The organism is Rodentibacter caecimuris (assembly GCF_010587025.1).
Lineage (GTDB): Bacteria > Pseudomonadota > Gammaproteobacteria > Enterobacterales > Pasteurellaceae > Rodentibacter > Rodentibacter caecimuris.
The window spans coordinates 202739-226319 of sequence record NZ_CP040863.1; the positions used below are offsets into that span (position 1 = coordinate 202739).

At 40.0% G+C, this 23581-nt stretch carries 20 protein-coding genes, 2 pseudogenes and 1 riboswitch; of the genes and pseudogenes, 12 read left to right on the forward strand and 10 right to left on the reverse strand.

The window, feature by feature from the left end:
• Positions 1 to 36 precede the first annotated feature (36 nt).
• Positions 37 to 2208, reverse strand: coding sequence for a TonB-dependent receptor (locus tag FEE42_RS00970; protein ID WP_164027479.1), 2172 nt, complete (start codon positions 2206 to 2208; stop codon positions 37 to 39).
• Positions 2209 to 2373: 165 nt separating this feature from the next.
• Positions 2374 to 2465: riboswitch (TPP riboswitch) on the forward strand.
• A 76-nt stretch (positions 2466 to 2541) separates the two neighbouring features.
• Between FEE42_RS00970 and FEE42_RS00975 the strand changes: the two genes are divergently transcribed.
• The 6 genes and pseudogenes from FEE42_RS00975 (at position 2542) to FEE42_RS01000 (ending at position 7077) form a co-directional block, all read left to right on the forward strand.
• Positions 2542 to 2751, forward strand: a complete 210-nt coding sequence (locus FEE42_RS00975; protein WP_059365277.1) for a hypothetical protein — start codon at positions 2542 to 2544, stop codon at positions 2749 to 2751.
• Between the two features lie 13 nt (positions 2752 to 2764).
• Positions 2765 to 3412 (forward strand): annotated as a pseudogene (tenA, locus tag FEE42_RS00980) (thiaminase II).
• Positions 3413 to 3431: 19 nt separating this feature from the next.
• The gene (gene thiM / locus FEE42_RS00985) at positions 3432 to 4223 is read left to right on the forward strand and encodes a hydroxyethylthiazole kinase (RefSeq protein WP_164028792.1); all 792 of its coding nucleotides are present in this window, start codon (positions 3432 to 3434) and stop codon (positions 4221 to 4223) included.
• Positions 4216 to 5046, forward strand: coding sequence for a bifunctional hydroxymethylpyrimidine kinase/phosphomethylpyrimidine kinase (thiD, locus tag FEE42_RS00990; protein ID WP_135969223.1), 831 nt, complete (start codon positions 4216 to 4218; stop codon positions 5044 to 5046). The genes thiM and thiD overlap by 8 nt, the downstream gene beginning before the upstream one ends.
• The gene (gene thiE, locus FEE42_RS00995; RefSeq protein WP_077581651.1) at positions 5047 to 5715 is read left to right on the forward strand and encodes a thiamine phosphate synthase; all 669 of its coding nucleotides are present in this window, start codon (positions 5047 to 5049) and stop codon (positions 5713 to 5715) included. It begins immediately after the preceding gene.
• A 51-nt stretch (positions 5716 to 5766) separates the two neighbouring features.
• Entirely contained in the window at positions 5767 to 7077 is a 1311-nt protein-coding gene (locus tag FEE42_RS01000; protein WP_129582196.1) for an MFS transporter, read from the forward strand.
• Positions 7078 to 7163: 86 nt separating this feature from the next.
• On the opposite strand, the gene FEE42_RS01005 is transcribed toward FEE42_RS01000, so the two are convergent.
• Positions 7164 to 8558, reverse strand: coding sequence for an MATE family efflux transporter (locus tag FEE42_RS01005; RefSeq protein WP_135969224.1), 1395 nt, complete (start codon positions 8556 to 8558; stop codon positions 7164 to 7166).
• A gap of 50 nt (positions 8559 to 8608) precedes the next feature.
• Here FEE42_RS01005 and FEE42_RS01010 point away from each other — a divergent pair, with 50 nt between their 5' ends.
• The gene (locus FEE42_RS01010; protein ID WP_059365270.1) at positions 8609 to 9220 is read left to right on the forward strand and encodes a riboflavin synthase; all 612 of its coding nucleotides are present in this window, start codon (positions 8609 to 8611) and stop codon (positions 9218 to 9220) included.
• A gap of 50 nt (positions 9221 to 9270) precedes the next feature.
• Here the strand turns inward: FEE42_RS01010 and FEE42_RS01015 are convergent, their stop codons facing one another.
• Positions 9271 to 9876, reverse strand: a complete 606-nt coding sequence (locus FEE42_RS01015; protein WP_059365269.1) for a DedA family protein — start codon at positions 9874 to 9876, stop codon at positions 9271 to 9273.
• Positions 9877 to 10086: 210 nt separating this feature from the next.
• On the opposite strand from FEE42_RS01015, the gene rplY reads away from it, so the two are divergent.
• Positions 10087 to 10374 carry a 50S ribosomal protein L25 gene (gene rplY / locus FEE42_RS01020; protein WP_059365268.1) on the forward strand — a complete coding sequence of 96 codons (288 nt, stop codon included), beginning with the start codon at positions 10087 to 10089 and terminating at the stop codon, positions 10372 to 10374.
• Between the two features lie 264 nt (positions 10375 to 10638).
• Here rplY and FEE42_RS01025 read toward each other — a convergent pair whose 3' ends face one another.
• Entirely contained in the window at positions 10639 to 11355 is a 717-nt protein-coding gene (locus FEE42_RS01025) for a hypothetical protein (protein ID WP_059365267.1), read from the reverse strand.
• Positions 11356 to 11697: 342 nt separating this feature from the next.
• Between FEE42_RS01025 and truA the strand changes: the two genes are divergently transcribed.
• The 3 genes from truA (at position 11698) to folC (ending at position 14789) form a co-directional block, all read left to right on the forward strand.
• Complete coding sequence (gene truA / locus FEE42_RS01030) at positions 11698 to 12492, forward strand: tRNA pseudouridine(38-40) synthase TruA (protein ID WP_135969225.1); 795 nt, start codon at positions 11698 to 11700, stop codon at positions 12490 to 12492.
• Between the two features lie 85 nt (positions 12493 to 12577).
• Complete coding sequence (gene accD / locus FEE42_RS01035) at positions 12578 to 13483, forward strand: acetyl-CoA carboxylase, carboxyltransferase subunit beta (RefSeq protein ID WP_059365265.1); 906 nt, start codon at positions 12578 to 12580, stop codon at positions 13481 to 13483.
• A 1-nt stretch (position 13484) separates the two neighbouring features.
• Positions 13485 to 14789: a bifunctional tetrahydrofolate synthase/dihydrofolate synthase gene (folC, locus tag FEE42_RS01040; RefSeq protein ID WP_059365264.1), complete on the forward strand. Its 1305-nt coding sequence runs from the start codon at positions 13485 to 13487 to the stop codon at positions 14787 to 14789.
• 161 nt (positions 14790 to 14950) lie between these two features.
• On the opposite strand, the pseudogene eno reads toward folC, so the two are convergent.
• From eno to FEE42_RS13000, 3 genes and pseudogenes are all read right to left on the reverse strand, one after another.
• A pseudogene (gene eno / locus FEE42_RS01045) lies at positions 14951 to 15158 on the reverse strand (phosphopyruvate hydratase); the annotation flags it as partial.
• 146 nt (positions 15159 to 15304) lie between these two features.
• The gene (locus tag FEE42_RS01050) at positions 15305 to 17824 is read right to left on the reverse strand and encodes an autotransporter outer membrane beta-barrel domain-containing protein (RefSeq protein ID WP_164027480.1); all 2520 of its coding nucleotides are present in this window, start codon (positions 17822 to 17824) and stop codon (positions 15305 to 15307) included.
• Between the two features lie 216 nt (positions 17825 to 18040).
• Positions 18041 to 18112 (reverse strand): hypothetical protein, encoded by a 72-nt coding sequence (locus FEE42_RS13000; RefSeq protein ID WP_110890483.1) that lies wholly within the window; start codon positions 18110 to 18112, stop codon positions 18041 to 18043.
• Between the two features lie 278 nt (positions 18113 to 18390).
• On the opposite strand from FEE42_RS13000, the gene FEE42_RS01055 reads away from it, so the two are divergent.
• Positions 18391 to 18888 carry a DNA-binding protein gene (locus FEE42_RS01055; RefSeq protein WP_135969227.1) on the forward strand — a complete coding sequence of 166 codons (498 nt, stop codon included), beginning with the start codon at positions 18391 to 18393 and terminating at the stop codon, positions 18886 to 18888.
• Between the two features lie 347 nt (positions 18889 to 19235).
• On the opposite strand, the gene FEE42_RS01060 is transcribed toward FEE42_RS01055, so the two are convergent.
• From FEE42_RS01060 to FEE42_RS01070, 3 genes are all read right to left on the reverse strand, one after another.
• Positions 19236 to 20030, reverse strand: a complete 795-nt coding sequence (locus FEE42_RS01060) for a Fic family protein (protein WP_237184447.1) — start codon at positions 20028 to 20030, stop codon at positions 19236 to 19238.
• Positions 20031 to 20100: 70 nt separating this feature from the next.
• Positions 20101 to 21351 carry an integrase arm-type DNA-binding domain-containing protein gene (locus tag FEE42_RS01065; protein ID WP_164027481.1) on the reverse strand — a complete coding sequence of 417 codons (1251 nt, stop codon included), beginning with the start codon at positions 21349 to 21351 and terminating at the stop codon, positions 20101 to 20103.
• 858 nt (positions 21352 to 22209) lie between these two features.
• On the reverse strand, positions 22210 to 23577 hold the full coding sequence (locus tag FEE42_RS01070) for a DNA primase family protein (protein ID WP_164027482.1): 1368 nt from the start codon (positions 23575 to 23577) through the stop codon (positions 22210 to 22212).
• Positions 23578 to 23581: the final 4 nt, after the last annotated feature.

A 23581-nucleotide genomic window follows, 5' to 3' on the forward strand; every position in this document is an offset into this window, starting at 1 on the left:
GGGCGAGAGTGTTTCGCCCTGATAAGACTCAATGAATTAGAAGGAATATTCTACGTTAGCCCAATAAGTGCGAGGCATACCTAACACGGCAAAGCTGCGATCATAACGGCCGCGCTGAACCTGCCAGTATGATTTATTAAATAAATTTTCTACTCCAACACGGAATGTTAGGCTTTGTTGCTCACTTAATTTCGCCACATATTTGGCACCTGCATCAACCGTTGTATAAGATGGAAAGGCAAATTTTTCAGAATAATCTTGATAGGATTTTCCATAGTATTGAATTGCCGCATTGAGTGTTAAATTTCTGATAAACGGGGTATCCCATTCAACGGCGGCTTTAGCAATCCAACGAGGGCTGGCAACTTGTGAGCCGTTGATAATCGAGCCGGCAAAACTTGGGTAATCAATTAATTTTCCTTGATTGTAAGTGATACCTAAACTTGGGCGTAATGTACTATTTAGCAGATTTCCGTAGATATTTAATTCAATGCCACGGTTACGTTCTTTGCCTTGTTCCTGTCCGGTTTTAGCATGAATACCGGGGCGTGATAATTGGTAAATGCTTAAGGTTGTGGTCGCAAGATCTTTCCAGTTTTTGCGCACCCCTAATTCGATTTGTCGGCTAACAACCGGTTTTGCCATAACGCCGGTATCCTCATCGGTTGCACCCGGTTCCAAATCTTCTAAATAATTGGCATAAAAAGTTAAGTTTGGATTAGGTACATAGGCTGCCATCACCATTGGGCTAAAACGATTTTCGTGATAACGAACATCTCGGCTTGGTTTTGCCGGATAAGGCAGGGCGTGTTGTTTAATCCACTGGAAACGTCCGCCGAGTGTTAAACGAACTGTGTCATCAATAAATGAAGCGGTATCTGCAAAGGCAAGGCTGTAACTCGCTAGTTTTTCGTTCGTTGCGCCCTGCGTTACAGCACTATTAGGCTGACGGGATGTAATAAATTGCGGGTGATAAAGGTTGATATTGGAATAAACATTTTGATTTAAAACCGCCCCCTGATCGAAATCACGTTGGCGTCTTACCGCATCAAACGCTAAATTCCAGTTGTGGTTGATCGAACCGGTTTCAAATTCACCTTGTAATTTTAGATTTCCGCTTGTTGTACGAATATGGTAATCCATCGCTCTTAGTTGTTGTAAACGATATTGTTCGGTATAGGTGGTTTCATCCATCATTCGAACTTGACCGAATTTGCCGTAATAGCGTGATTCCATATAACCCAAGCCACCGGATAACACCATGCTATAAGGCAGCTCATATTCAAAGGTTCCCATAATGGTTTGATCTTGAGTGGTTTGACCGTTCCAATACGGCACAAAATTTGTATCGCCGCTTGGGGAGCTTGGTAAACGATAGTTTAAGCGCTGAATATCTTGAATACGTGCACGACCGCCATGTGTTGCCCGTTTGGTGTACATATAATCAATACCGGCACGGAATTTCTCACCACGATAGTCTAAACCCACAGCAAATTCTTTGTTTCGTTCGTCATAATTACGGCGTGCCGTATCACCATCACGATATTTCCCGTTTAGGCGGATACCCCATTCTTTATTTGCACCGAAACGGCGACCAAAATCAAAGGTTTCCTGTAAACGATTGTTGCTGTACCAAGCAAAACCAAGTTGATTAATGTCTTTATCAGTCGCCCGTTTGGTCTCAACATTTAAGGAAGAACCGGCGGCACCCTCAGGATCCATTCCGGCGACAGCCGTTGAAGCACCTTTAATTAACTGAGCCGAGCTAACGGCAGCGGTTGGGGAGCTATAAGTAGAATAAAGTCCCGCTAATCCGTTAACCGTAATTTGACGGGCATCCAGTTGTAATCCTCGCACATAAATTCCCGATAACGTATTGGTTTCTCCACCGAAATTCATTACTGAAGAATCAATTTTAGCAATCCCGTCTAAAAGATTACGTTGTTGAGAATTTTCAAAGGCTTTTTCATCATAGTGAACAACCGCAATAGGCGAAGTAAATGCAGTTTGCATCCCAAGTAAACTGAGATTAACAATTTCTTTTTGTTTTTCACCAGCGGCTTTTGCTTTTTCCAATTCGGTGACGACATTCACTTGATCCAATACCATTTCGGAACTTGAGCTGACATCGGTTTGTGTTTCCGCCAACACTGAAACAGATACACCGGTAAAAAGTGCGGTGTAAAGAATACTGTGTTTAAACGCCATATTTGCTTTCCTTAAAATTGATGTAATAAAAAAGAGCGGTAAGTATAACTGAAAATAATTATTTGCCTCAATAGGAATAATTTGTATTTGCTATTAAATGAAAATTTAGAGAAAAATAACCGCACTTTTGCTTGTTTTTTCTTCAGCGGCGGTATAGACTCTTAATCACTTTAGTCGGGGTGCCACGATGTGGCTGAGATGATACCCGTGAACCTGAAACAGTTAGCACTGACGTAGGAAACTAATATGCCAAATTATCTTTTCATTTTTCATTCCATTCTTAATTTTTCATTCTCGCCTATTCAAATCTCTTATTAATTTTGAGAGTCGGCAATGGCGTATATCCGGAATTTAAGTCTTAACTTTGCTGTTCAAGCCTTATTTGAGCGGCTTAATTTATTTCTTTCTAAAAAATTATTAGGTTCATCAGGCGAATCGACGTTGTTACGTTTGAGCGAAAGTATTGATATTCAGGGTTCGGTTCAAGAACAAATCAATGTTGAACCTAATCTATGTATAGCGTGGTTTACGCTAGAACTTTAAATAAGGAGACAAAATGATCACTCAACTTATTGAACGGGCACAACCTCATTGGCAACACTATATTGAGCATCAATTTGTTCGGCAACTGGCTCAAGGCACGTTAGCTAAACGTTGTTTTCAACATTATTTGAAACAAGATTATCGCTATCTTTTTCATTACAGCCGCGCTTTTGCATTGGGTATTTTTAAAGCAAAAAACTTTGCAGAAATGGCGGTGCCACGCAAAACATTAGACATTCTTAGCCAAGAAATTCAATTACATATTAATTATTGCAAGCAGTGGGGGATCAGTGAACAAGAGATGATAAACACGCCGGAAAGCCCGGCTTGTGTGGCTTATACGCGTTACTTATTGGATGTGGGAATGACGGGCGGATTGGCGTAGCTTTATGCCGCTATTACGCCTTGTGCCGTTGGTTATGCTCAAGCGGCTTACTATATCACAACGCATTATCCACGCTTGCCGAATAATCCTTATCAGTCTTGGATTGATGTTTATTCAAGTGCTGATTTTCAGCAAGCCGCAGCAGAAACGGCTGATTTTTTGACATCACTTTGTCAATCATTAAACCCGACTCAACTTACCCATATTCAGAACATTTTTACCACGGCGACACGTATGGAAATTAATTTCTGGCAAATGGGATTAGATTTATCTTAACCACAAAAAGGAGACTATGATGGAATCTATTTATCTTACAAAAATCCGTGAGCAAAATCCGCTCATTCATAATATTACCAACATTGTTGCGGCTAATTTTAGTGCCAACGGATTATTGGCATTAGGGGCTTCCTCGATGATGTCCGATAGCGAAGGGGAGATGGTCGAAATGCCAAATTTAAGCCAAGCTCTCGTGATTAATATCGGCACATTGATCGGCAAAGAACAAAAATCTATGTTGTTGGCAGGTAAAACGGCAAATGCGAAAGGGATCCCTGTTGTGCTTGATCCTGTCGGCGTAGGAGCAACGAGCTATCGGCGAGAGACCATACGTCAGCTGTTGTCTGAAATAAAATTTGCACTAATTCGTGGTAATGCCGGTGAATTGGCAACAATTGCAGGTGAAGCGTGGCAAGCGAAAGGCGTGGATGCCGGACAAGGTAACGTCGATTTGAAAGCCGTTGCCCAACGTGTCGCAAAGCAGCATGGCTGTGTTGTATTGATTAGTGGGGAAGTTGATGTCATCAGCGACGGTAGGCAAACCGCTACGGTGCATAATGGTACGCCGTTGTTCCCTAAAGTAACGGCATCGGGCTGTTTACTCAGTGCGGTCTGTGGGGCTTTCTTAGCTGTGGATTCGGGCGATCATTTTGCGGCAACCCTCGAAGCCTGTGTCGCTTATACCGTTGCGGGCGAACTTGCCGCTCAAGGTCTGACTACTCAAGTCGGCCAATTCCAAATTCGTTTATTAGATGAATTAGCGGCGCTTTCCCCTGAAACGATTGCACATAAAGGGCGGATCAATGAGTAATATTCCCCAAGTATTAACCATCGCCGGTTCGGATAGTGGCGGCGGTGCGGGTATTCAAGCCGATCTAAAAACCTTTCAAATGCAAGGTGTGTTCGGTACTTCAGTGGTGACTGCCGTAACGGCTCAAAATACACAGGGAGTATTTGATATTCACACTATTCCATTGAAAACCATTCGTTCACAACTACAAGCGGTGAAAAACGATTTCAATATTGCAAGCGTGAAAATTGGCATGCTCGGAACGCCGGAAATTATTGAATGTGTGGCGGAATCTCTTAAAGAACGTCCATTTGGCAATTTGGTTCTTGATCCTGTGATGATCGCGAAAGGCGGCGCACCACTCTTACAATCGCAGGCGGTTTCGGCACTTATTGAACATTTGCTCCCGCTGGCGGATGTGATTACTCCCAATCTTCCTGAAACGGAAGCCTTAACGGGGATGACGATTTACGATGAAATGAGCATTCAAAAAGCGGCAAAATCCCTCCAAAAGTTAGGGGCACGTAATGTGATTATCAAAGGCGGGCATTCCCTGAACTCGCAGAGTGAACAATGCCAAGATTGGGTTTTGCTTGACGATGGTGGTTATTTTGTATTGGAAAGCCCACGTTTTTATACGCCACATACGCATGGCACCGGTTGCACCTTTTCCGCTTGTTTAACGGCAGAATTGGCGAAGGGAAAACCGTTGCAAAGTGCGGTCAAAATTGCCAAAGATTTTATTACGGCAGCAATTAGTCAGCCGCTCAATATCGGTCATGGGCACGGGCCGACAAACCATTGGGCTTATCGTGATTTAGTTAATTTAAAGAGGAATGATTAAATGCAAAAAATTCGAGAAATCCTACCGCTTTACTTTGTAGCGGGAACGCAAGATTGTCGGCATTTGGGGGAAAATAATGCACAAAATTTACTTTCTGTATTAAAACAAGCATTAGACGGCGGTATTACTTGTTTCCAATTTCGGGATAAAGGCAAATTTTCCCTTGAACACTCGCCGGCAGCACAAAAAGCGTTAGCCATTAGCTGTCGGGATATGTGCCGTGAATATCGCGTGCCGTTTATCGTCAATGATGATGTTGATTTAGCTTTTGAGCTTGAGGCAGACGGTATCCATGTGGGACAAACCGATATGGCGGTACAGGTTATTCGGGCAAAAGCGAATAAAGCGATGATTGTGGGGTGGTCGGTTAATTTATTAGAAGAAGCCAAAATAGGCGAAGCAATGGCGGAGATTGATTATTTTGGTATTGGGCCGATTTTCCCAACGCAATCAAAGGAAAATCCCAAACCGACACGTGGTATGGGGTTTGTTCAAGATTTGCGAAAATCAGGCATAACGAAACCGTTTGTTGCGATTGGCGGTGTGAAGTTGGAACACGTTCGCACTTTAAGGGAATTTGGGGCTGATGGTGTGGCGGTAATTTCAGCGATCAGTCAGGCAAAAAATGTTGAAATGATGGCTAGAGCGTTAAGAGAGGCTAGCCGGTAAATTGGCTGGCAAAAGTATGCGTTAAATTTGAATGCCTTTCCTTGGAGAAAAATAATGAAACAAAACAGTCCGAAACAAATCGCAATGGCAACAATGATTGGTACGGCGATTGAGTATTTCGACAACTATATTTACGCAATGGCCGCCGTGTTGGTGTTTAACCAGCAATTTTTTCACGCTGCCGATCCTCTCTCAGGGCAGATTGCAGCCCTTTCTACACTCGCTTTAACTTTTATTGCCCGCCCTTTAGGTGCCGCATTGTTTGGGCATTTTGGCGATCGTATCGGGCGCAAAAATACCTTTGTGATGAGCTTATTGTTAATGGGCGTTTCTACTGTGATTATCGGATTATTACCGAGTTATGAAAGTATCGGTATTAGTGCAACAATTTTGCTCTGTTTATGCCGTATCGGACAAGGCATCGGTTTAGGCGGAGAATGGGGCGGTGCCGCATTAGTGGCTGTTGAAAATGCGCCGGAGGGCAAACGTGGTTGGTATGGTACGTTCCCACAACTTGGTGCACCGTTAGGCTTATTATTGGCGAACGGTGTATTTTTGTTGATCGGCGCCATTTTCGGACAGGCGGCAATGTTAGATTGGGCGTGGAGAATTCCGTTTTTATCTTCAATTCTATTGGTTGGTATCGGTTTATATGTGCGGTTAAAACTCACTGAAACCCCGATTTTTCTTGAAAGATTAAATAAACCGCAAGCTAAAGGTTTGCCAATGTTAGAAGTCATGACAAACCATTTCAAATCTTTTTTCTTGGGAATGCTCACTTGTATTGCCGGTTACGTGTTGTTTTATGTCATGATCGCATTTAGTCAAATCTATGCGAAATCCGCACCAACCGTATCGGATGCCGGTTATGCAATGGGATTGGGATTTTCCCCTCATATTTTCACTGCCTTATTAATGGCAAGTGCGCTTTCTTTAGCGGGCACGATTGTCATTTCGGGCAAATACATTGATAAAATTGGTCGTCGGCTTTGGCTGATTTGGACTACCGTCGGTGTTGCGATTTTTGGTTTAGCATTGCCGTTTTTCCTTGAAAACGGCACGGCTCACAGTTTGTTTTGGTTCTTAGTTATCGGAATGGGATTAATTGGAATGGGGTATGGGCCGCTTGCCAGTTTTTTACCGGAATTATTCCCAACCCACGCCCGTTATTCAGGGGCTTCACTGACTTATAATATTGCAGGGTTATTTGGTGCGAGTGTGGCTTCTATTATCGCTTTACCGTTAAATGCCCATTACGGTTTAAAAGCAGTGGGAATTTATTTGACATTAAACGCCCTGTTGAGCCTGATTGGTTTATGGTTTATTCGGGAAACGAAAGGTACGAAACTAGAGGAATGCTGATTTAAAATAACAGGCGGTCATTTTTCACGATATTGTAAAACATTATGAAATTTGACCGCACTTTTTTAATTGATGGCGTAACAACCTTACTTCAGTTTTTCTAATCGAGCCATCAATACGTCATCACCTAAATTTTGTGTTTTTCTCATTCGATAGAATAATAAAATAGCGGCAAAAGTGAGTGAGACCACAAACGCAATCCAGAAACCCTGCGCGCTAATGCTTGGCATAAGCCAATCGGTTCGAGCCAACGTATAACCCAACGGCACACCGATCACCCAATAAGCGAAAAGCGTAATATAGAGTATTACTTTGGTGTCTTTATAACCGCGTAACACACCGCTTACCACCACTTGGATCGTATCGGAAAACTGGTAAATAGCGGCAATAAGTAATAAACCGGCAGCCATACTAATCACGGTGTTATCCGTCACAAAAATGCCGGCAATTTCATAGCGAAAGAATACCGTAATAAATGCTGTGATTAGTGTGATGGTTAAACCGAGAATAATGGCGGAATACGCGATATTTTTAGCTTTTTGCGGTGAGCCGGAGCCGAGTGCCTGCCCAACAAGAATTGTAGTTGCCATCCCGATCGACATCGGAAACATAAAAATAAAGGAACTGGTGTTTAACGCAATTTGATGGCTTGCCACAATAGTTGCACCAAGCGGAGAAAGCAATAATGCGGTAATCGCAAACAGTGCCACTTCACAACAAATCGAAAGAGCGATAGGTAAACCTAGCTGCAAAAGTTTTTTTAATGTAACAAAATGAGGTTTTTCAATGAGTTGGCTAAATACTTTTAGCTCACGTTCTTGACGATTAAAGTAAGAGTAGCTAATCATCATAAAAAACATTAACCAATTCACTATTGCCGTTGCAATACCGCAACCCACCGCACCGAATGCCGGCACGCCGAGTTTACCGTAAATAAAAATGTAGTTCAGCGGAATATTTACCATTAAACCAAGAAAAGTAATCACCATGGCGGGCTTGGTTTTTGCAATACCGTCATTTAAACAACGAAAATTAATCAGCAATAAATAAGCGGGTAGTCCCCAAATCATGGCACGCAGATAGTCTCGCGCAATTTGTGCCATTTGAGGATCCATTTGCATAAATTGCAAGACAAAATCACTGTAATAAATAAGTGCGCCAAGAGGAAGACAACTGGCTAGGGCGATCCAAATACCTTGACGAATTTGGTGGGCAATGCGGTGGCGTTGTCCCGATCCGTTTAGATATGACACGGTTGGCGGTAGTGCAAGCAATAGACCGTGTCCGAATAACACCAGTGGCAACCAAATTGACGCACCGACAGAAATTGCCGCCATATCCGTAGAGCTGACACGCCCTGCCATAATCGTATCCACAAGCCCCATCGAGTTTTGTGCGACTTGAGCGAATAGAATCGGTGTAGCGATTTTTATCAATTTTTTAATATCAGCTTGGTATTCAGATAAAAGACGAATATTCATAAATTTGATACACTATGCGAAAATTTTTTTGAAAAAGATTGAGGAAAATTATGTTTACCGGAATTGTACAGGGCATAGCCCGGATTCATTCAATTACAGAAAGCACACATTTTAGAACACAGGTAGTAAAATTGCCACCTGAAATGCGAAAAGGTTTAGAAATTGGTGCATCGGTATCTAATAATGGCGTGTGTTTAACCGTTACTGAAATTAATGACGATCTCGTTAGCTTCGATTTAATGCAAGAAACGTTGCGTATTACCAATCTTGGGGCATTAAAAGCCGGCGATTTCGTTAATATTGAACGTGCAATGCAAATGGGCGCTGAAATTGGCGGGCATATTTTGTCCGGTCATGTGTATTGCACGGCGGTGATTTCTGACATTATTGCGACGGAGAATAATCGCCAAATTTGGTTTGAATTACCGAATGCCGAAGTAATGAAATATATTTTAACCAAAGGCTTTGTTGCAGTAGACGGTATTAGTTTGACGATCGGTGAAGTTAAAGACAATCAATTTTGTGTGAACTTAATTCCGGAAACGCTACAACGAACCTTGATGGGACAACGCAAAATGGGGGATGTTGTGAATATTGAAATTGATCCGCAAACGCAAGCAATTGTGGACACAGTAGAACGTTATTTAGCTGCGCGTTGTTAAATGAAAAGTGCGGTCAAAAATCTCACTGTTTTTGACCGCACTTCATAACATTAATTTTTCTGTTTTTTCGATTTTTTCCATTTCCAAAGCAAGAATAGGGCAACGGCGGCAACCAGTATATAAATCACCATTTGACCTTTCTGAATTTGCTCATGCAACCAATCTAAATTTCTCGCCCCTAATTCTCCAAGGTACACCCAGATTGGCACAGAAATAATCGCGGCACAAAAATCAATTAAGAGAAAGCGGGTATAGCTCACCCGTCGGGTGATACCCGAAACCATATAAATTGGCGCGCGTAAGCCCGGTAGGAAACGTGCGACAAATAATACGCGGTTACCGTATTGAGCGAATTTTTCACGTACCATTTTAAGGCGCTGTAAAGTGATAATTTTACGCATTGGGCGGAAACGTAAAATTTTTGTACCATAAATGCGACCAAGCCAGTACATACAGGAATCGCCTGCAAGTACGCCGACCATACTGACGAGTAACATAAGGTGGGAATTAACGCTTTCGGGATAAAGCCCGGCAATTACGCCGCCAGAAACAAGAGTGATATCTTCAGGGATGGGCACACCAAAGCCACAGATAATCAAGACAAAAAATACAGCCCAATAGCCGTAGTCGGTGAAAAAATTAATAAGAAATTCCATTTGTTCGAGTTATTTAAGTTTTCATAGATTTTAAAAAATTGGGGATCATTCTAATCGTTTCAGCCTGAGTTTTCTAGAAAAAGTTTGCGTTAGCAAGTTGAATCCTCTATAATTTTCGCCCTCAAAGCTAGGCTTTGAGTCTATTTAGGAAAATTGCTGGGTCGCCTGCAATTTTTTAATTTTTAATCTTACTTTAAAGAGAACATAACAATGGCATTTAAATTTAACGCTGAAGTTCGTACAGCGCAAGGTAAGGGTGCGAGCCGCCGCCTGCGTCATAACGGTCAAATTCCTGCAATCGTTTATGGTGGCAGCGAAGAACCGGTTTCAATCATCTTAAATCACGATGAATTAAACAATGCACAAGCTCACGAGTCTTTCTACTCTGATGTGATTACACTTGTCATTGACGGTAAAGAAGTGGCGGTAAAAGTGCAAGCAATGCAACGTCACCCGTTCAAACCAAAATTGGTTCACATTGACTTCAAACGTGCATAATCCGATATTTACACGGTTTTAAGTCATTTATTTCCGAAACAACCTTTGATTTAATCAAATCAATAAGACAAAAAATCGTTTCAGAAGTACGTTTTAAGATAAAAGCTCATTGTTTTAACAATGAGCTTTTGTTATTTAGTGGGGGAAAAGTTTCTCTTTTATCGTGTAATGCAGTGTTGTTTGTATTGACGATGGAACTGCTTTTATCCCTTGTTCTCCCGAAAAGTCGAGATTTCTGTATAAAAAGCCCACACTTGGGCATTCCTATTTATTTTGAACTGTTACTCGGCAAGGTTTTATATTGTTCACGCAAGGATAAATAAAAAATTCATTATTCTTCTTTCCTATGTCTTGAATCAAAATAAAGGTGCTATTACATCTTCCAAAGATGTAATAATCCTCTTCAAATAATGTAATTTGAGCATAAGTTTTGGGGAAAATCTGAGCATAATAACCAATCATAAAAGCGGATAAAGCAAAGTAAAAATACACTATAGTAAGCGCAGTAAGTAAGTGAATTTTATGATTTTTAATATCACGAATAATTTTTCGGATACTAATGTGGTAGCTATGCTTTTTACAAATAAGCGATATGGTTATTGCGCCAAGCAAATAAACAGAAATGATGACATGGTCAGTTTTATGTGTAACTAGTGATAACTGAACTAATAATGGAGTAAATACAATACTTAACACAACAAACGTTCGAATAGATGCAACAGTTGCTCTTGAGAATACTTGTTTTGCACTCCTAATAATGATCCAGCCTATGGCGCAAGTTATGACTACAATCATTGAAACGAATAGTATATAACCAAGCGCTCTAGCAATGTTATTGATACCAACCTCTACAAATTCCCAAGGATAATTATAGTAGTAAAACTTAGCCCATCCGTATATGTAAGCCACAGACCAGCCTAGAAAGGAGATATAAGCGAGAAAAACAGAAGAGTTGATGATAATGGTTGAATTTGTTTTCATTCTAATAGGTTCTAACCTGTGTAGTAGGATATAGGAGGGGGGAAACTACATAAATTGCTTTGTATTGTCAATTGTTTAGTCATTTTGTTGTCGTGATTCGCTTTAATTTTAGACGAATATCTTTTAGATGAGATAAGGCAGTATCTCAAATATTTATATGGCATAATTAATGATGTGATTACTCCGATACCATACTTTGAGAAGTTTAGACATATAGTTGATTTCGGAAGTAATGAATTTTTTTCTTCATTGGTACTATTAAAGTAATTTGGTGAAATTAAAATTGAACACATTGATTTCAAACGTACATAATTTTTAATTTTGATGAAAAATGAGGTAGAAATGAAAATTGCCTTAGGAATTGAGTATAACGGCCAACATTATTTTGGTTGGCAGAGACAAGAAAAAGTACGTTCGGTACAGGAAACATTGGAAAATGCGCTGTCTTTTGTGGCAAATGAAAAAATTGACGTATTTTGTGCGGGAAGAACGGATTCCGGTGTGCATGGTACAGGGCAGGTTGTGCATTTTGAAACGGATGCGGTCCGTCCTGAAAAGGCTTGGGCGTTTGGTACAAATGCAAACCTGCCTGATGATATAGCGGTGAAATGGGCAAAAGTCGTGGATGATGAATTTCATGCCCGTTTTTCTGCTACTGCACGTCGTTATCGTTACCTTCTATATTGTAATAAATTACGCTCCGCTATTTTACCCGCCGGCATTACCCATTGCCATTTGGAATTAGATGCGGAAAAAATGCATCAAGCAGGGCAATTTTTATTAGGTGAACATGATTTTTCTTCTTTCCGTGCGGCACAATGCCAATCAAATACACCGTGGCGAAATGTGCATCATCTGAATGTTGTACAAAAAGGCGAATATATTATTGTTGATATTCAAGCCAATGCGTTTGTACACCACATGGTTAGAAACATTGTCGGGAGTTTAATTGAAGTCGGTGCAGGAAATCAGCCGGTTGAGTGGCTTAAATGGTTACTTGAACAGCGTGATCGCAAACTTGCCGCACCAACAGCAAAACCGGAAGGACTTTATTTAGTGAATGTGATGTATCCTGAAAAATTTGCGCTTCCACAACAAAAATTAGGCCCGCTTTTCCTTGAAGATGAATTGACTTAGTTTGATGCGCTTGTCTGACTAGCAAGGTTCGCCGAATTATGGTTTAATACGCTGGATTTTCTAGTGGATAAATAGGTAAAAAATAATGAGCTGGATTGACCGAATTTTTAATAAAAGCCCTTCTTCTTCAGCACGTAAGTCTAACGTGCCTGAAGGCGTTTGGACAAAATGTACCTCCTGTGAACAGGTACTTTATAGTGAAGAATTAAAACGTAACCTTTATGTATGCCCGAAGTGTGGTCATCATATGCGTATTGATGCGCGTGAACGTCTTTTACGTTTATTGGATGAAGATTCAAGCCAAGAAATTGCAGCGGACTTAGAGCCAAAAGATATTTTAAGATTTAAAGATTTAAAGAAATATAAAGATCGTATCAGTGCAGCTCAAAAAGAAACCGGTGAAAAAGATGCGCTCATTACCATGACAGGAACACTTTATAATATACCGATTGTCGTGGCTGCCTCAAACTTTGCTTTTATGGGCGGCTCAATGGGCTCTGTTGTAGGCGCTAAGTTTGTAAAAGCAGCTGAAAAAGCTATGGAATTAAACTGTCCGTTTGTGTGTTTTTCCGCCAGTGGTGGGGCTCGTATGCAAGAGGCATTATTCTCATTAATGCAAATGGCAAAAACCAGTGCGGTGCTCGCCAAAATGCGTGAAAAGGGTGTGCCTTTTATTTCGGTTTTAACCGATCCGACTTTAGGCGGCGTATCTGCCAGTTTCGCAATGTTAGGTGATCTAAACATTGCCGAACCGAAAGCCTTAATTGGTTTTGCCGGCCCAAGGGTGATAGAACAAACCGTTCGTGAAAAATTACCGGAAGGTTTTCAGCGTAGCGAGTTTTTATTAGAAAAAGGGGCGATTGATATGATTGTAAAACGTGGTGATATGCGTTATACCCTAGCCAGTGTATTAAGTAAATTAACAAATCGACCTTCACCCTTTGCCGAACCTGAATTAATTGAAGATAACATTGAAACACATGAAGAATAATATGAATTTAAAAGCCACTTCGCCACTCGCTGAGTGGCTTTCTTATTTAGAAAATAGCCATTTTAAAGCCATCGATCTTGGCTTAGAACGAATTAAATCTGTCGCAGAAAAACTGGATCTTTTACACCCTGCACCTTATGTGATCACCGTTGGGGGAACCAATGGCAAAGGAACAACCTGCCGTTTATTAGAAACTATTTTGCTTCGGCATGGTTTGCGTGTCGGCGTATATTCCTCTCCCCATTTATTACGTTATAACGAACGTGTACGTATTCAAAATCAAGATTTACCGGGTGAAGCGCATACCGCTTCCTTTGCTTTTATTGAAGAAAATAAAACGGAATCATTGACCTATTTTGAATTCAGCACCCTTTCTGCTTTGCATTTGTTTAAACAACACCAGCTTGATGTCGTAATTTTAGAAGTGGGTTTAGGCGGACGTTTAGACGCAACCAATATTGTGGATAGCAATTTAGCGGTGATTACCAGCATTGATATTGATCATACGGATTTTTTAGGGAACACAAGGGAAGCAATCGCGTTTGAAAAAGCCGGTATTTTCCGTCAAAACTGTTCGGCTGTGATTGGAGAGCCAAATGTACCCAATACAATGTTGGAACAAGCCGCCCATTTAGACTGTCAGGTATCACGCCGTGAACTGGATTGGTCATTTCAAATCAATTCAAAGAGTTGGCAATGGCAAAGCCGAAAAGTGCGGTTAGAAAATTTACCGTTTTGTCAAATCCCATTAATGAATGCCGCCACCGCCTTAGCGGTGGTTGAACAGTTACCGTTTGATATTCAGGAAAGCACGCTTCGAGAGGCATTGCAAAGCGTTGAATTAGTCGGACGTTTTCAAACCATCAAGGAAAAGCAGTGTGAAAAACTGGCAAATTTATTTGATCAAAAAGTCGATAATTTACCAACGGTGATCGTTGATGTTGGGCATAATCCTCATGCAGCGGCATATTTGAGTGAAAAATTGACCGCACTTAAAACGCAAAAACAAGGTAAATTAATTGCCGTATGCGGAATGTTAAAAGATAAAGATGCTCAAGGCGTTTTTACTCATCTTGTTCCCGTTGTAGATGAATGGCATTGTGCGACTTTAGGGGGCTATCGAGGGCAAACAGGGGAAGAGTTGCAGTTAAAACTCACCGAGTTTTTCCCTGATGTCAAAGCAAAATCACAAAATTCAGTGATGAATGCTGTACAGATTGCGTTAAAAAGTGCGGTTAAAAATGACATTATTTTAGTGTTTGGATCATTTCATACGGTAGCAGAATTTTGGCAGGAAGTAGAATAATGGCAGGGGGATTATCACTTTTATCTTTACAAATTTTTACAATAAAAATTTGTGTTTAAAGTGAGTAATTTTGCTAGAACGCTTGCGCGTCTTTAAGGATTAATCGCTACCCAGTCTGAACTGCTCATTGAACCGGTTTGATTTGACCTACTGCTAGATCAGGTTTCGACTGAACGATGAGAAATGACCGAAGTATAATCAGCATCTTTTACCATTTTGATCGTTGTCAAAATTTCTGTTAATGAATCGATCTGATTGAATGTGATTAAGATTGAGTTAGCGATACTTTTCTCGTTCCCTTCTGTTTAGGAGCTTCGTATTGGTTACGAATAAATCATCGCTTACTAATTAAACCTTGTCGCCCAATACGTTAAAAAATTTCCCTACCTTAAGCGAAATCGACGGGGTAAAGAATCTGCAACCGAATAAAAGACTAAAACACCATAAAAACCGACCGCACTTTTTGTTTAGGTGAAAGTGCGGTCGGTTTTTGGGTTATTTTTCAGTAAATTTGATTACCATTGGTAACGATAAACTGCCTGAACGGTAAATGGCTGAGCTAAATGCTTACCGTTGGTTGTTTTGGCTTCGATACCAAAACGGTGATTGCCTGTTGCCGCGTTAATTCCCAATGCGGTTTCTAATCGTCCTTTGGCATTTTCGATTTCAAATTTGTGCTGATTGACGTGAACATAACCGGCGCTGTTTTTGCCTGTTACGCCATTTATTTCGGCATAAGGTTGAATCGTCCAATTGTTTACAGTCATGGCTTTTCCTATGCGCAACCCGATACGCCCGTAAAGTGCGGTCAGATTTTCCACATTATTTTTGCCGGAAATTTTTGTCCACGCGGCTTGTAATTGCGGGGTAATCGTCCAGTCTGCCAAGCGGTAAATCCGCCCGATTTCGGTAGAAAGGGTATTGGCATGGTATTGCTGTTTGCCTGTGCTTACCGATTCGGTTTTTAAACGTTCATATTTGTAGAGATTATCCCAGTAAAAGCCGTTGTTTAACATTAATGTGCCATACAGACCGAATTGTTGGGAATGGATTTTGCCCGAACTGTATTCGCCATTAAAGTCAATATTAGAACGTGCAGAGCCGATAAATCCACCAAGGCGGAAGTTTTCGCTCAATGCCGTATCCGCTCCAATTTGCAGACTGTGGTAATCCTGTTTAAAGCCTGAGGAACGACTGGTATCCGAGACGTTTAATTCGCCTAATTTATTCCGTGTGTTTATATGTCGCACCCAAACATTGCCTGCTTTACCGTCTTTTAATTCGCCTAAACGTTGGTGAATGCCGGTTAAACTTTGTTCCACGTGTAATAACTGCGCTTGGCGGAGTGAAACAAAGGCGTTAGTACGCTCGCTGAGCATTCGCTGTGTCGGTGTTGTAACAGACGGATTAGGCGGTGTTGTTACCGTTTCCGTTGGGGTATTGGGTGTATTCGGTTCGATCGGTTTCGCCGTTTCCGTTGGGGTACTCGGTGTATTCGGTTCGATCGATTTCGCTGTTTCCGTCGGGGTATTCAGCGTATTCGGTTCGATTGGTTTTACCGTTTCCGTTGGGATATTCGGTGTATTCGGTTCGATCGGTTGAACAGGGGGAACGGGTTGGGTTGGCGTGGTGATACTTGGTTCCCCTTGTTTATTTGATAATACCCAATTTGTTCCCTCTTTTAATAAACGGTAACGATATGCGCCGGCATCTACATAATCACGATCTTGTAGTTTAAATTGTGCGTTACCGGTTTGCGTTTCAACTAAGGTTAGCCGCCCGTCCGGTGCGTTTGGTTCATTGCCGCTATCGGCAATTTTTAAGCCAAAGTTCCCGCTGTCGGAGCCTTTAACAATAATTTTATCGCCTTGTTGGTCGGCAATATTGGTGTTAAGGGAAAACGAACCTGTGCCGGAGAGGTTGCCGAGAATAGTGAAGGTTTGGAATCCATATGCTTTAGTCAGATTCACCTCCCCTTGGCTAAGAGTTAAATCGGTTATTGTTACCGGTTTTGTAACCTTCCAAGTGGAATCGGCTAATTCAAATCGGCTAATCAGTTGATCGGAAGAGGTAAAATTTCCGCCTGATAATGTTGAATTATTGGTTAGTTTGAAAATAAAGTGGCTCGTGCTATTGGTAAAACCCCATCTTTCGTCGTCACGAATATATCGCGAAGACTCTCTCAATTTAATCAGATCTTTTTCTACTGTGAGACTGCTGTTATTCAATAATAAATTAAGAGTGGGATGGAAATCACTAAGACCAAAGTGTATTTCTGACCCAAGAAAACCATAACTGTCTGAAGAAAGCGTTGAATCGGTTAACGAAATTGTACTTGAGCTTGTTCTTGGCGGCTCGTTAAGGAAAAGATGACTATTTTTTCCTTTCACACTGGCTGTAACATTGTTCCCGATAACGGAACCACCGTCAGTAGCAAATAAAATAGAATTTTCCCCTAGTGCGGATAGCGTTACATTTCCGAGCGTGGCATCTACCTCAGTTATTGTTAATGCATATACATTTGCACGCAAAGGAGAATAATAATTTACACTGTCATCTCCATTCCCGTGTGTCGTTAAACGGCTATCCTGCATATCAAGTTTTGAATATGAAATAGCAATACCGGCAAGTAGTCCGTTTCCCTTACTAATTAACTCGCTATCTTTAATATTTATAGTTGATGAATCATAACTAATTGCTAGGGTCTCATTATCACCACTTGATATAAGCGTGCTATTTAACATGGTGAATTGACTTTGGTCTACCGTGAGCAAAGTATACCCTTCTGTAGTTATTTTGCTGTCTTGCATTAATACATCATTACTATCAATAATGATTATGTTATTAACAAATCCCGCTGTTAATTTGCAATTTAAAATTTGATCATGCGAAACGTAGCCAATTGTAATGTTGCCAGAACCATCTTCTGATTGTGATAAAGTTGGATGAGAACAACTTGCAGAAAAAGCACTATTAGCACCAAACATTGCACCACTTAACACAAGTGCGGTATAAATTTTAGAATGTTTTTTCATTTATATTGGTATCCTTAGGTAAATATTTATTAACCCTGCGATGAAATTCGCTTTATTTGCTAATTCATTGCGATTAATAAACATCACTATTTGGTAAGCTTGTAAGCCTGATTAATTCGGTAATAGAAAACCAATTATCCATAAGTATTCCTTAGGAAATTGGTAACGGGACGACACGACCTACCTATTGAGGATAAATACCAAGAAAATCAGCAATCATTTTTCATCTTTTTGGTATTTTCGCGTTAAGGTATTCGCTAATGTTCTAGAATGTAACCCTGAATCAATGGAGAATTGGGTTAGCGTACAGCCTTTCTCTCATATCGCAGCGATAATGTAGGCGCGGTGCATTCCCTTTTTACTCCTTTCATTATGTGTTATCCTTGCCACTTGCATTTAGTTTTAAAAGTTAATATTGTGAGTAACTGAAAAGAACTATACTATTATTTTTTAACGAACTCAATAGTTCTTTTCAAAAAATTTTAACTATTTTTTATTTCTTTACAATATCAAATACTTAAGATCTCATTTCCTGTAAGGAATAGGAGTTCGTTATAAGGTTTTTTATGAAGAACTTAGATGAATGGCTCTCTATTACGGAATTGTTAGAGAGAAAATTTGAAGATCTTCCTAAATCGGACAAAGGAATAAGTAAAAAAGCGGAAAGAGAAGGCTGGGAAAAGCGCCAACGGACAGGTGTAAAAGGGAAAACGTATGAATACTATGTCGGCGATATGCCTGAAAGCGTGCAAAAGGCGTTGGGGTTTGCGCTTAGTCGCCCAAATAGCATAGAGGAGTCTGCTGGCGAATATAAAACCAATAAAAACACCATTGATAAAATAATGGAAGCCGTCAATTCACTTGAAAAGAAGGTTAAGGAGCTGGAAGAACCGAGGGATAACTTGCCTGACACGCTGGATAACGCAGAAAAGCGGCTTATACGTTGGTTTAGGCTATGTAATAAGGATAGGCAGGCAATGTTGCTTTCATCTGCCGAAGTATTTGCGGAGATGACTTTAAACGAACAAAAAGGGCGTTTAGCGCCGTTGACGGATCATAAATAGCCTAATGTTTTAGGGCAAACTACACTGAGGGCGTTGACTTGTTTAAAAAATGCCCTTGTCTGAAAATAACAGGAAATCGCACCTGCCATGATAAGAGCGGGTGTTTTATTTTTTGAACGGGATCAGATTGTTCACCGTTTGAATATATTTAACGCGTGGTGTTTGTTTCTCACTTTTAGCGGTTAAATTGCTACTTAGGGAAATTTTTCCCATTTCACTATTTCTGTTACAGCGGTCGCGAATGAACTTAATTTACTATAAAGAGAAGCTAATCAACGAGGGAAAGGTGAGGTGAGTATTCTCTTTTAGAGTGGGTAATTAAGCCACGCCTAGCCGTGTAAATTGGTTTATTCTTGTTTTGCGCTTAGTACTTCAATGTAACGCACTAATTCGCTTTTCTCATAATTTGCAATGAGATTTAACAGTTCGCCTGCTTTGCCTGTTCGGTGATAGTCATCAAAACAAGCATAATATTCTGCACGGTCTTTAAATTTAATATCCACCGGCAAATAACCGCACTTCATTAACTCAAAATTGAGGAGTAATCGCCCCGTTCTGCCGTTGCCGTCTATAAACGGGTGAATGCTTTCAAAAACTAAATGGAACCATGCAATCGCTTCTAGCGGGTGCTGGTGGCTTAATCTGTTTTGATATTCATCAAGCAATTTCGCCATTTCTTCCGCAATAAAGTGCGGTGCGGTGGGTTCGTTTTCAGCCCCTAATATTTTCACGGGAATTTGTCGATATTTCCCCCTGTGTTCGGCGTTACCCATTAAAACAAGGGAATGAATGGCTTTAATATCCCGTTCGGTTAAGGGCATTTTTTCATCCACCAACGAAAAAAGAAAACTTAATGCGTCTTTGTAACCGATAATGTCTAAATGCTCTCTAATCGGTTTCTCTGCAATCGTCACGCCATCATTTAAAATGAGTGCCGTTTCTCTAAGGGTGATAGTGTTCCCTTCAATTGCATTAGAATTGTAGGTACTTTCAATTAAAAACTCTGTACGCAAACGGTTCAATTCATCAGGGCTTAAAGGTGGGAATGTTGCCCGCTTTTGGTTGAGTTCGTCTATTTCTTGTAAAAGTATCGCATTTTTTGTCATTGGATAGTATAACACTCGAAAGGAACTGATAGGCATAGTATAACCTGTTATTATATCCAGTCAAAAGAAAAAGTGCGGCTAAATTTAACCGCACTTTATTTCAGATTTAAACAACCATTTGCAAGTGATGTTTAGGTAATGCACCTTGAGAACATTCCTCGATAAAATCTCCCCATACCTGTAGCAGCTTGAATCGCTGTTCTAATCGTTCGCCACGATCATAAGCCGCTTTTATCCGGTCTAATTTCATATGTGATAACGCCACTTCGATTAATTCGCTGTCATAACCTTGCTCATTAAGGTAAGTGCTGGCAATGCTGCGTAAACCGTGCGCCACCAACTTGCCGGCATAGCCCATTCTCTTAATTGCCGCATTTGCGGTTTGTGTGTTTACGTGGGTTTGGGGATTTTTCACACTGGGGAATAGATAGGTTTTGCCACCGCTCAATTTCTTGATTTCTCGCAGTAAGGCGAGGGTTTGGCGTGACAGGGTTATTTTATGAATGCGTCCCTTATCGCTTTCTTTAATGCCTTTTTGAATGTAAATCGTCCATAGTCTTGTGGTTTCGTCAATGTCCTCATAGCGTGCCGTTGCCGCCTCATTTGGGCGTGTCATCGTGAAAAGTTGCCATAAGATTAAATAACGGGTCTGTAAGTGAATTTGAGCGTGATTTAAGGTGTAAATAAACTCGCTCAAATCTTCCGGCTTGATGGTTTTGAAATGTTCGACTGTGGGACTATCAAATTCTTTTGAGATATTGGCGGTAGGGTTCACCGATATAATGTCACGGTGTAGGGCGTAGGTCATTATTTCGTTGTGCTTTTGAATCGTGCGTTTGAGTTTCTCTAATTTGCCTTCGTCTTGATATTGCTTAAAGGCTTTCAAGGCTAAAGGGGCGGTAATTTGAGAAATAGGCAAGTGTCCAAAGTGGGGGAGTAGATTCCGTTTAATGAGGCTTTCTACGTCTTTTTGATAATCAAGCGAAAAGTTCTTTTTGGTTTTTCGATACTCGAACCACGCCCAAGCGATAGATTCATAGGTATTATTAAAATCATCTAGCTTGGCTTGTAGTTTTTGTTGATGGTGGATCTGTGGGTCGATACCTTGCGCCAACAATGCCCGATATTCTTCACGTATTGTCCGTGCCTCTGCTAATTGAACAGTAGGGAATGCACCTAAACTAATTTCGGTGCGTTTCTTGGTGATAGGCTTGTAATAATTAAACCTCCATAGTTTCGCACCGGTGGATTTAATCAATAAATAAAGCCCTTTCCCGTCTGATAGCAAATAGTCTTTATCTTTCGACTTTGCTTTTTCTATTTGAGTGTTTGAAAGTGGTTTAGTAGTACGTGCCATAGTAGTACGATAACCGGCTTTTTAGTAGTACGCCTCAAAACAAGCTCAAGCCCTTTATTAATTGGGTTCTTGCTCGCCTTTGGTCGTAAATAGTCATTTCTTAGTTAACTTCTTAGTAGTACGATAAAACTAAGATAAATCCAGTATTTACAAGGCTTACGGCGTTTTTAGTAGTACGCTTTTTCGCCTTAGTAGTAAGATCCTACTAAACGTACTACTAAAACTCAAGGATTTAATCGTATCTCATTGGCTCGCATTGGACAATAAAAAAAGCCTTGAAGTCAGTATTTTCAAGGCTTTGTCGGTTCTTATCGGATTGGTTTGGATTTCAATTTGGTGGAGCTGGCGGAAATCCAACTATACTATAAATCATTGTTTTATAATAATTTATAAAGTTCCTGTATTGAAAGTAGGGAACAATTGGGGAACAGTAAAAATTGCTATTTTGAGGAATTGAACCAGCTTCCCAATTTTTTGGGAATGGCTCTGCCGTTGTAGTAAAAAATCGGACGACGATTCAGTTCCCTGTTTAACGTCTGAATTGTGCGATTAAATTTTGTTCACACTTAGCGGCTTTGGATTGTAAAAGGCGGTTTTTTAAAAGTCAATTTAAAGCAATCTAAAGCAACATAAAAAGGCTTAAATAATTATAGATTTTTTCTGTTTCAAAAACTTTTTAGAAAAAATCTTCACTTTTTCCACTTTTTCACTTTGCCTTTGATTTTAAAGGATTTTTTCAAGTGGAAAACTCACTTTTTAAGTGATGAAAGTGGAAAATTTTTTCACTTACACTAAATTTAGCTTTTTTTATAGACAAAAAAAGACGGTTTTTTAACCGCCTTTTTGTTGCTATTTTGCCTAATTTTCCCACTCTTTTTTGAGTTCCTCAATTGAATCATTTTTTAAGTAAACGTTGGTTAATTTGTAGCCGTCATTTATGCTTTCTTTGTAAGGGTATAGATTTTTATGATCCTTCAATGCCCTAATGAATGATTTCAAAAATGTGGCTTTATTTAGCTGATATTTTATTTCAGCTATTTTGCAATATTCGCCATAAAGAGAAAAAAGTCCTTTATGCCATGCTAACGCATCTTGAATTTTTCCCGGTCTTAATCCGCCTGTTTTTTCTCTGGTTTCAAAGAATGACGCAAAGTGCATAATATGATCGGTTTCCATTTTGATCCCTATTGCTTCTTTGCTGTCTCGTTGCGCTTCTAATAGCTTTTTCGCTTTTAATGGATCATCTTTAAAAGTGCTGATTAATAGATTGATGATACTGGGCATTTCTTGCTTTATCTTTCTTGCTAGATTGTCATCAACCATATTATCGGGGACTTTATCCGCAAAATGAAAAAGCACACGGCGGCGGGAGATTCCGCCGTTATGTTCGGTAAATACGATTGGTTCATTATTCGTCATTAAAAAAATCGATTGGATTCGAGCATCAAAAGGATCTTTATATTTTGGTTCAAAGCTCATTACATCACCGCCGGTTAAGGCTTTTAAAATTGCTCCATCCGTGACTAACTTCCCTTGATCGGGTGCAAAGATTAAAGTTTTATCTAATAGCTTGGTTCTGGATGAAATTTTTTCTAAATCTTTTAAATTTATGCTGGTTGAATTTTCCTCGCCTACCAACATCATCGCAATTTCATTAAATATACTTTTACCGCTCCCGCCTTCACCGGTGATTTCTAAAAATAATTGCCATTTATAGCTATTAGTTAAAATCATATAAAAGGCAGCAAGAATGCGGCATTTTTTCTCATGATCATTTTTGCTTGCCCAATTTATCCACTTTTCAAAATTTGGCATGGGCTTATTTTCTAGGGTGTATTCAATATCAATAAAAGAACGTAAAAAATAATGTTTGCTATGGGGTAAAAATTCCCCTGTTTTACGATTGATTACGCCATTAGAAAAAGGGATAAATTCTAAATTTGGTTTATCTAACTTAGGCATTTTTAAAACAATTAATTCGAGAAGTGTTTTTGCATTTGATACGTTATAATTAACGTTCATTTCATCGAAAAACTTAATCACCAAAGAAAGCGCATCATTATCTTTTAATAATTCCCATTTTTTACCATTATAAAAATAAAGAAAATCGGTTAATTCATCTTTGAATAATGGTTTTTTATACCAATTAATAAAATATTCAAATCGTTCATTATCTTTTGATTGTTTGAATATTTTCTTAAAATCCGGTTGTTTGTCTTTGCTCATAATA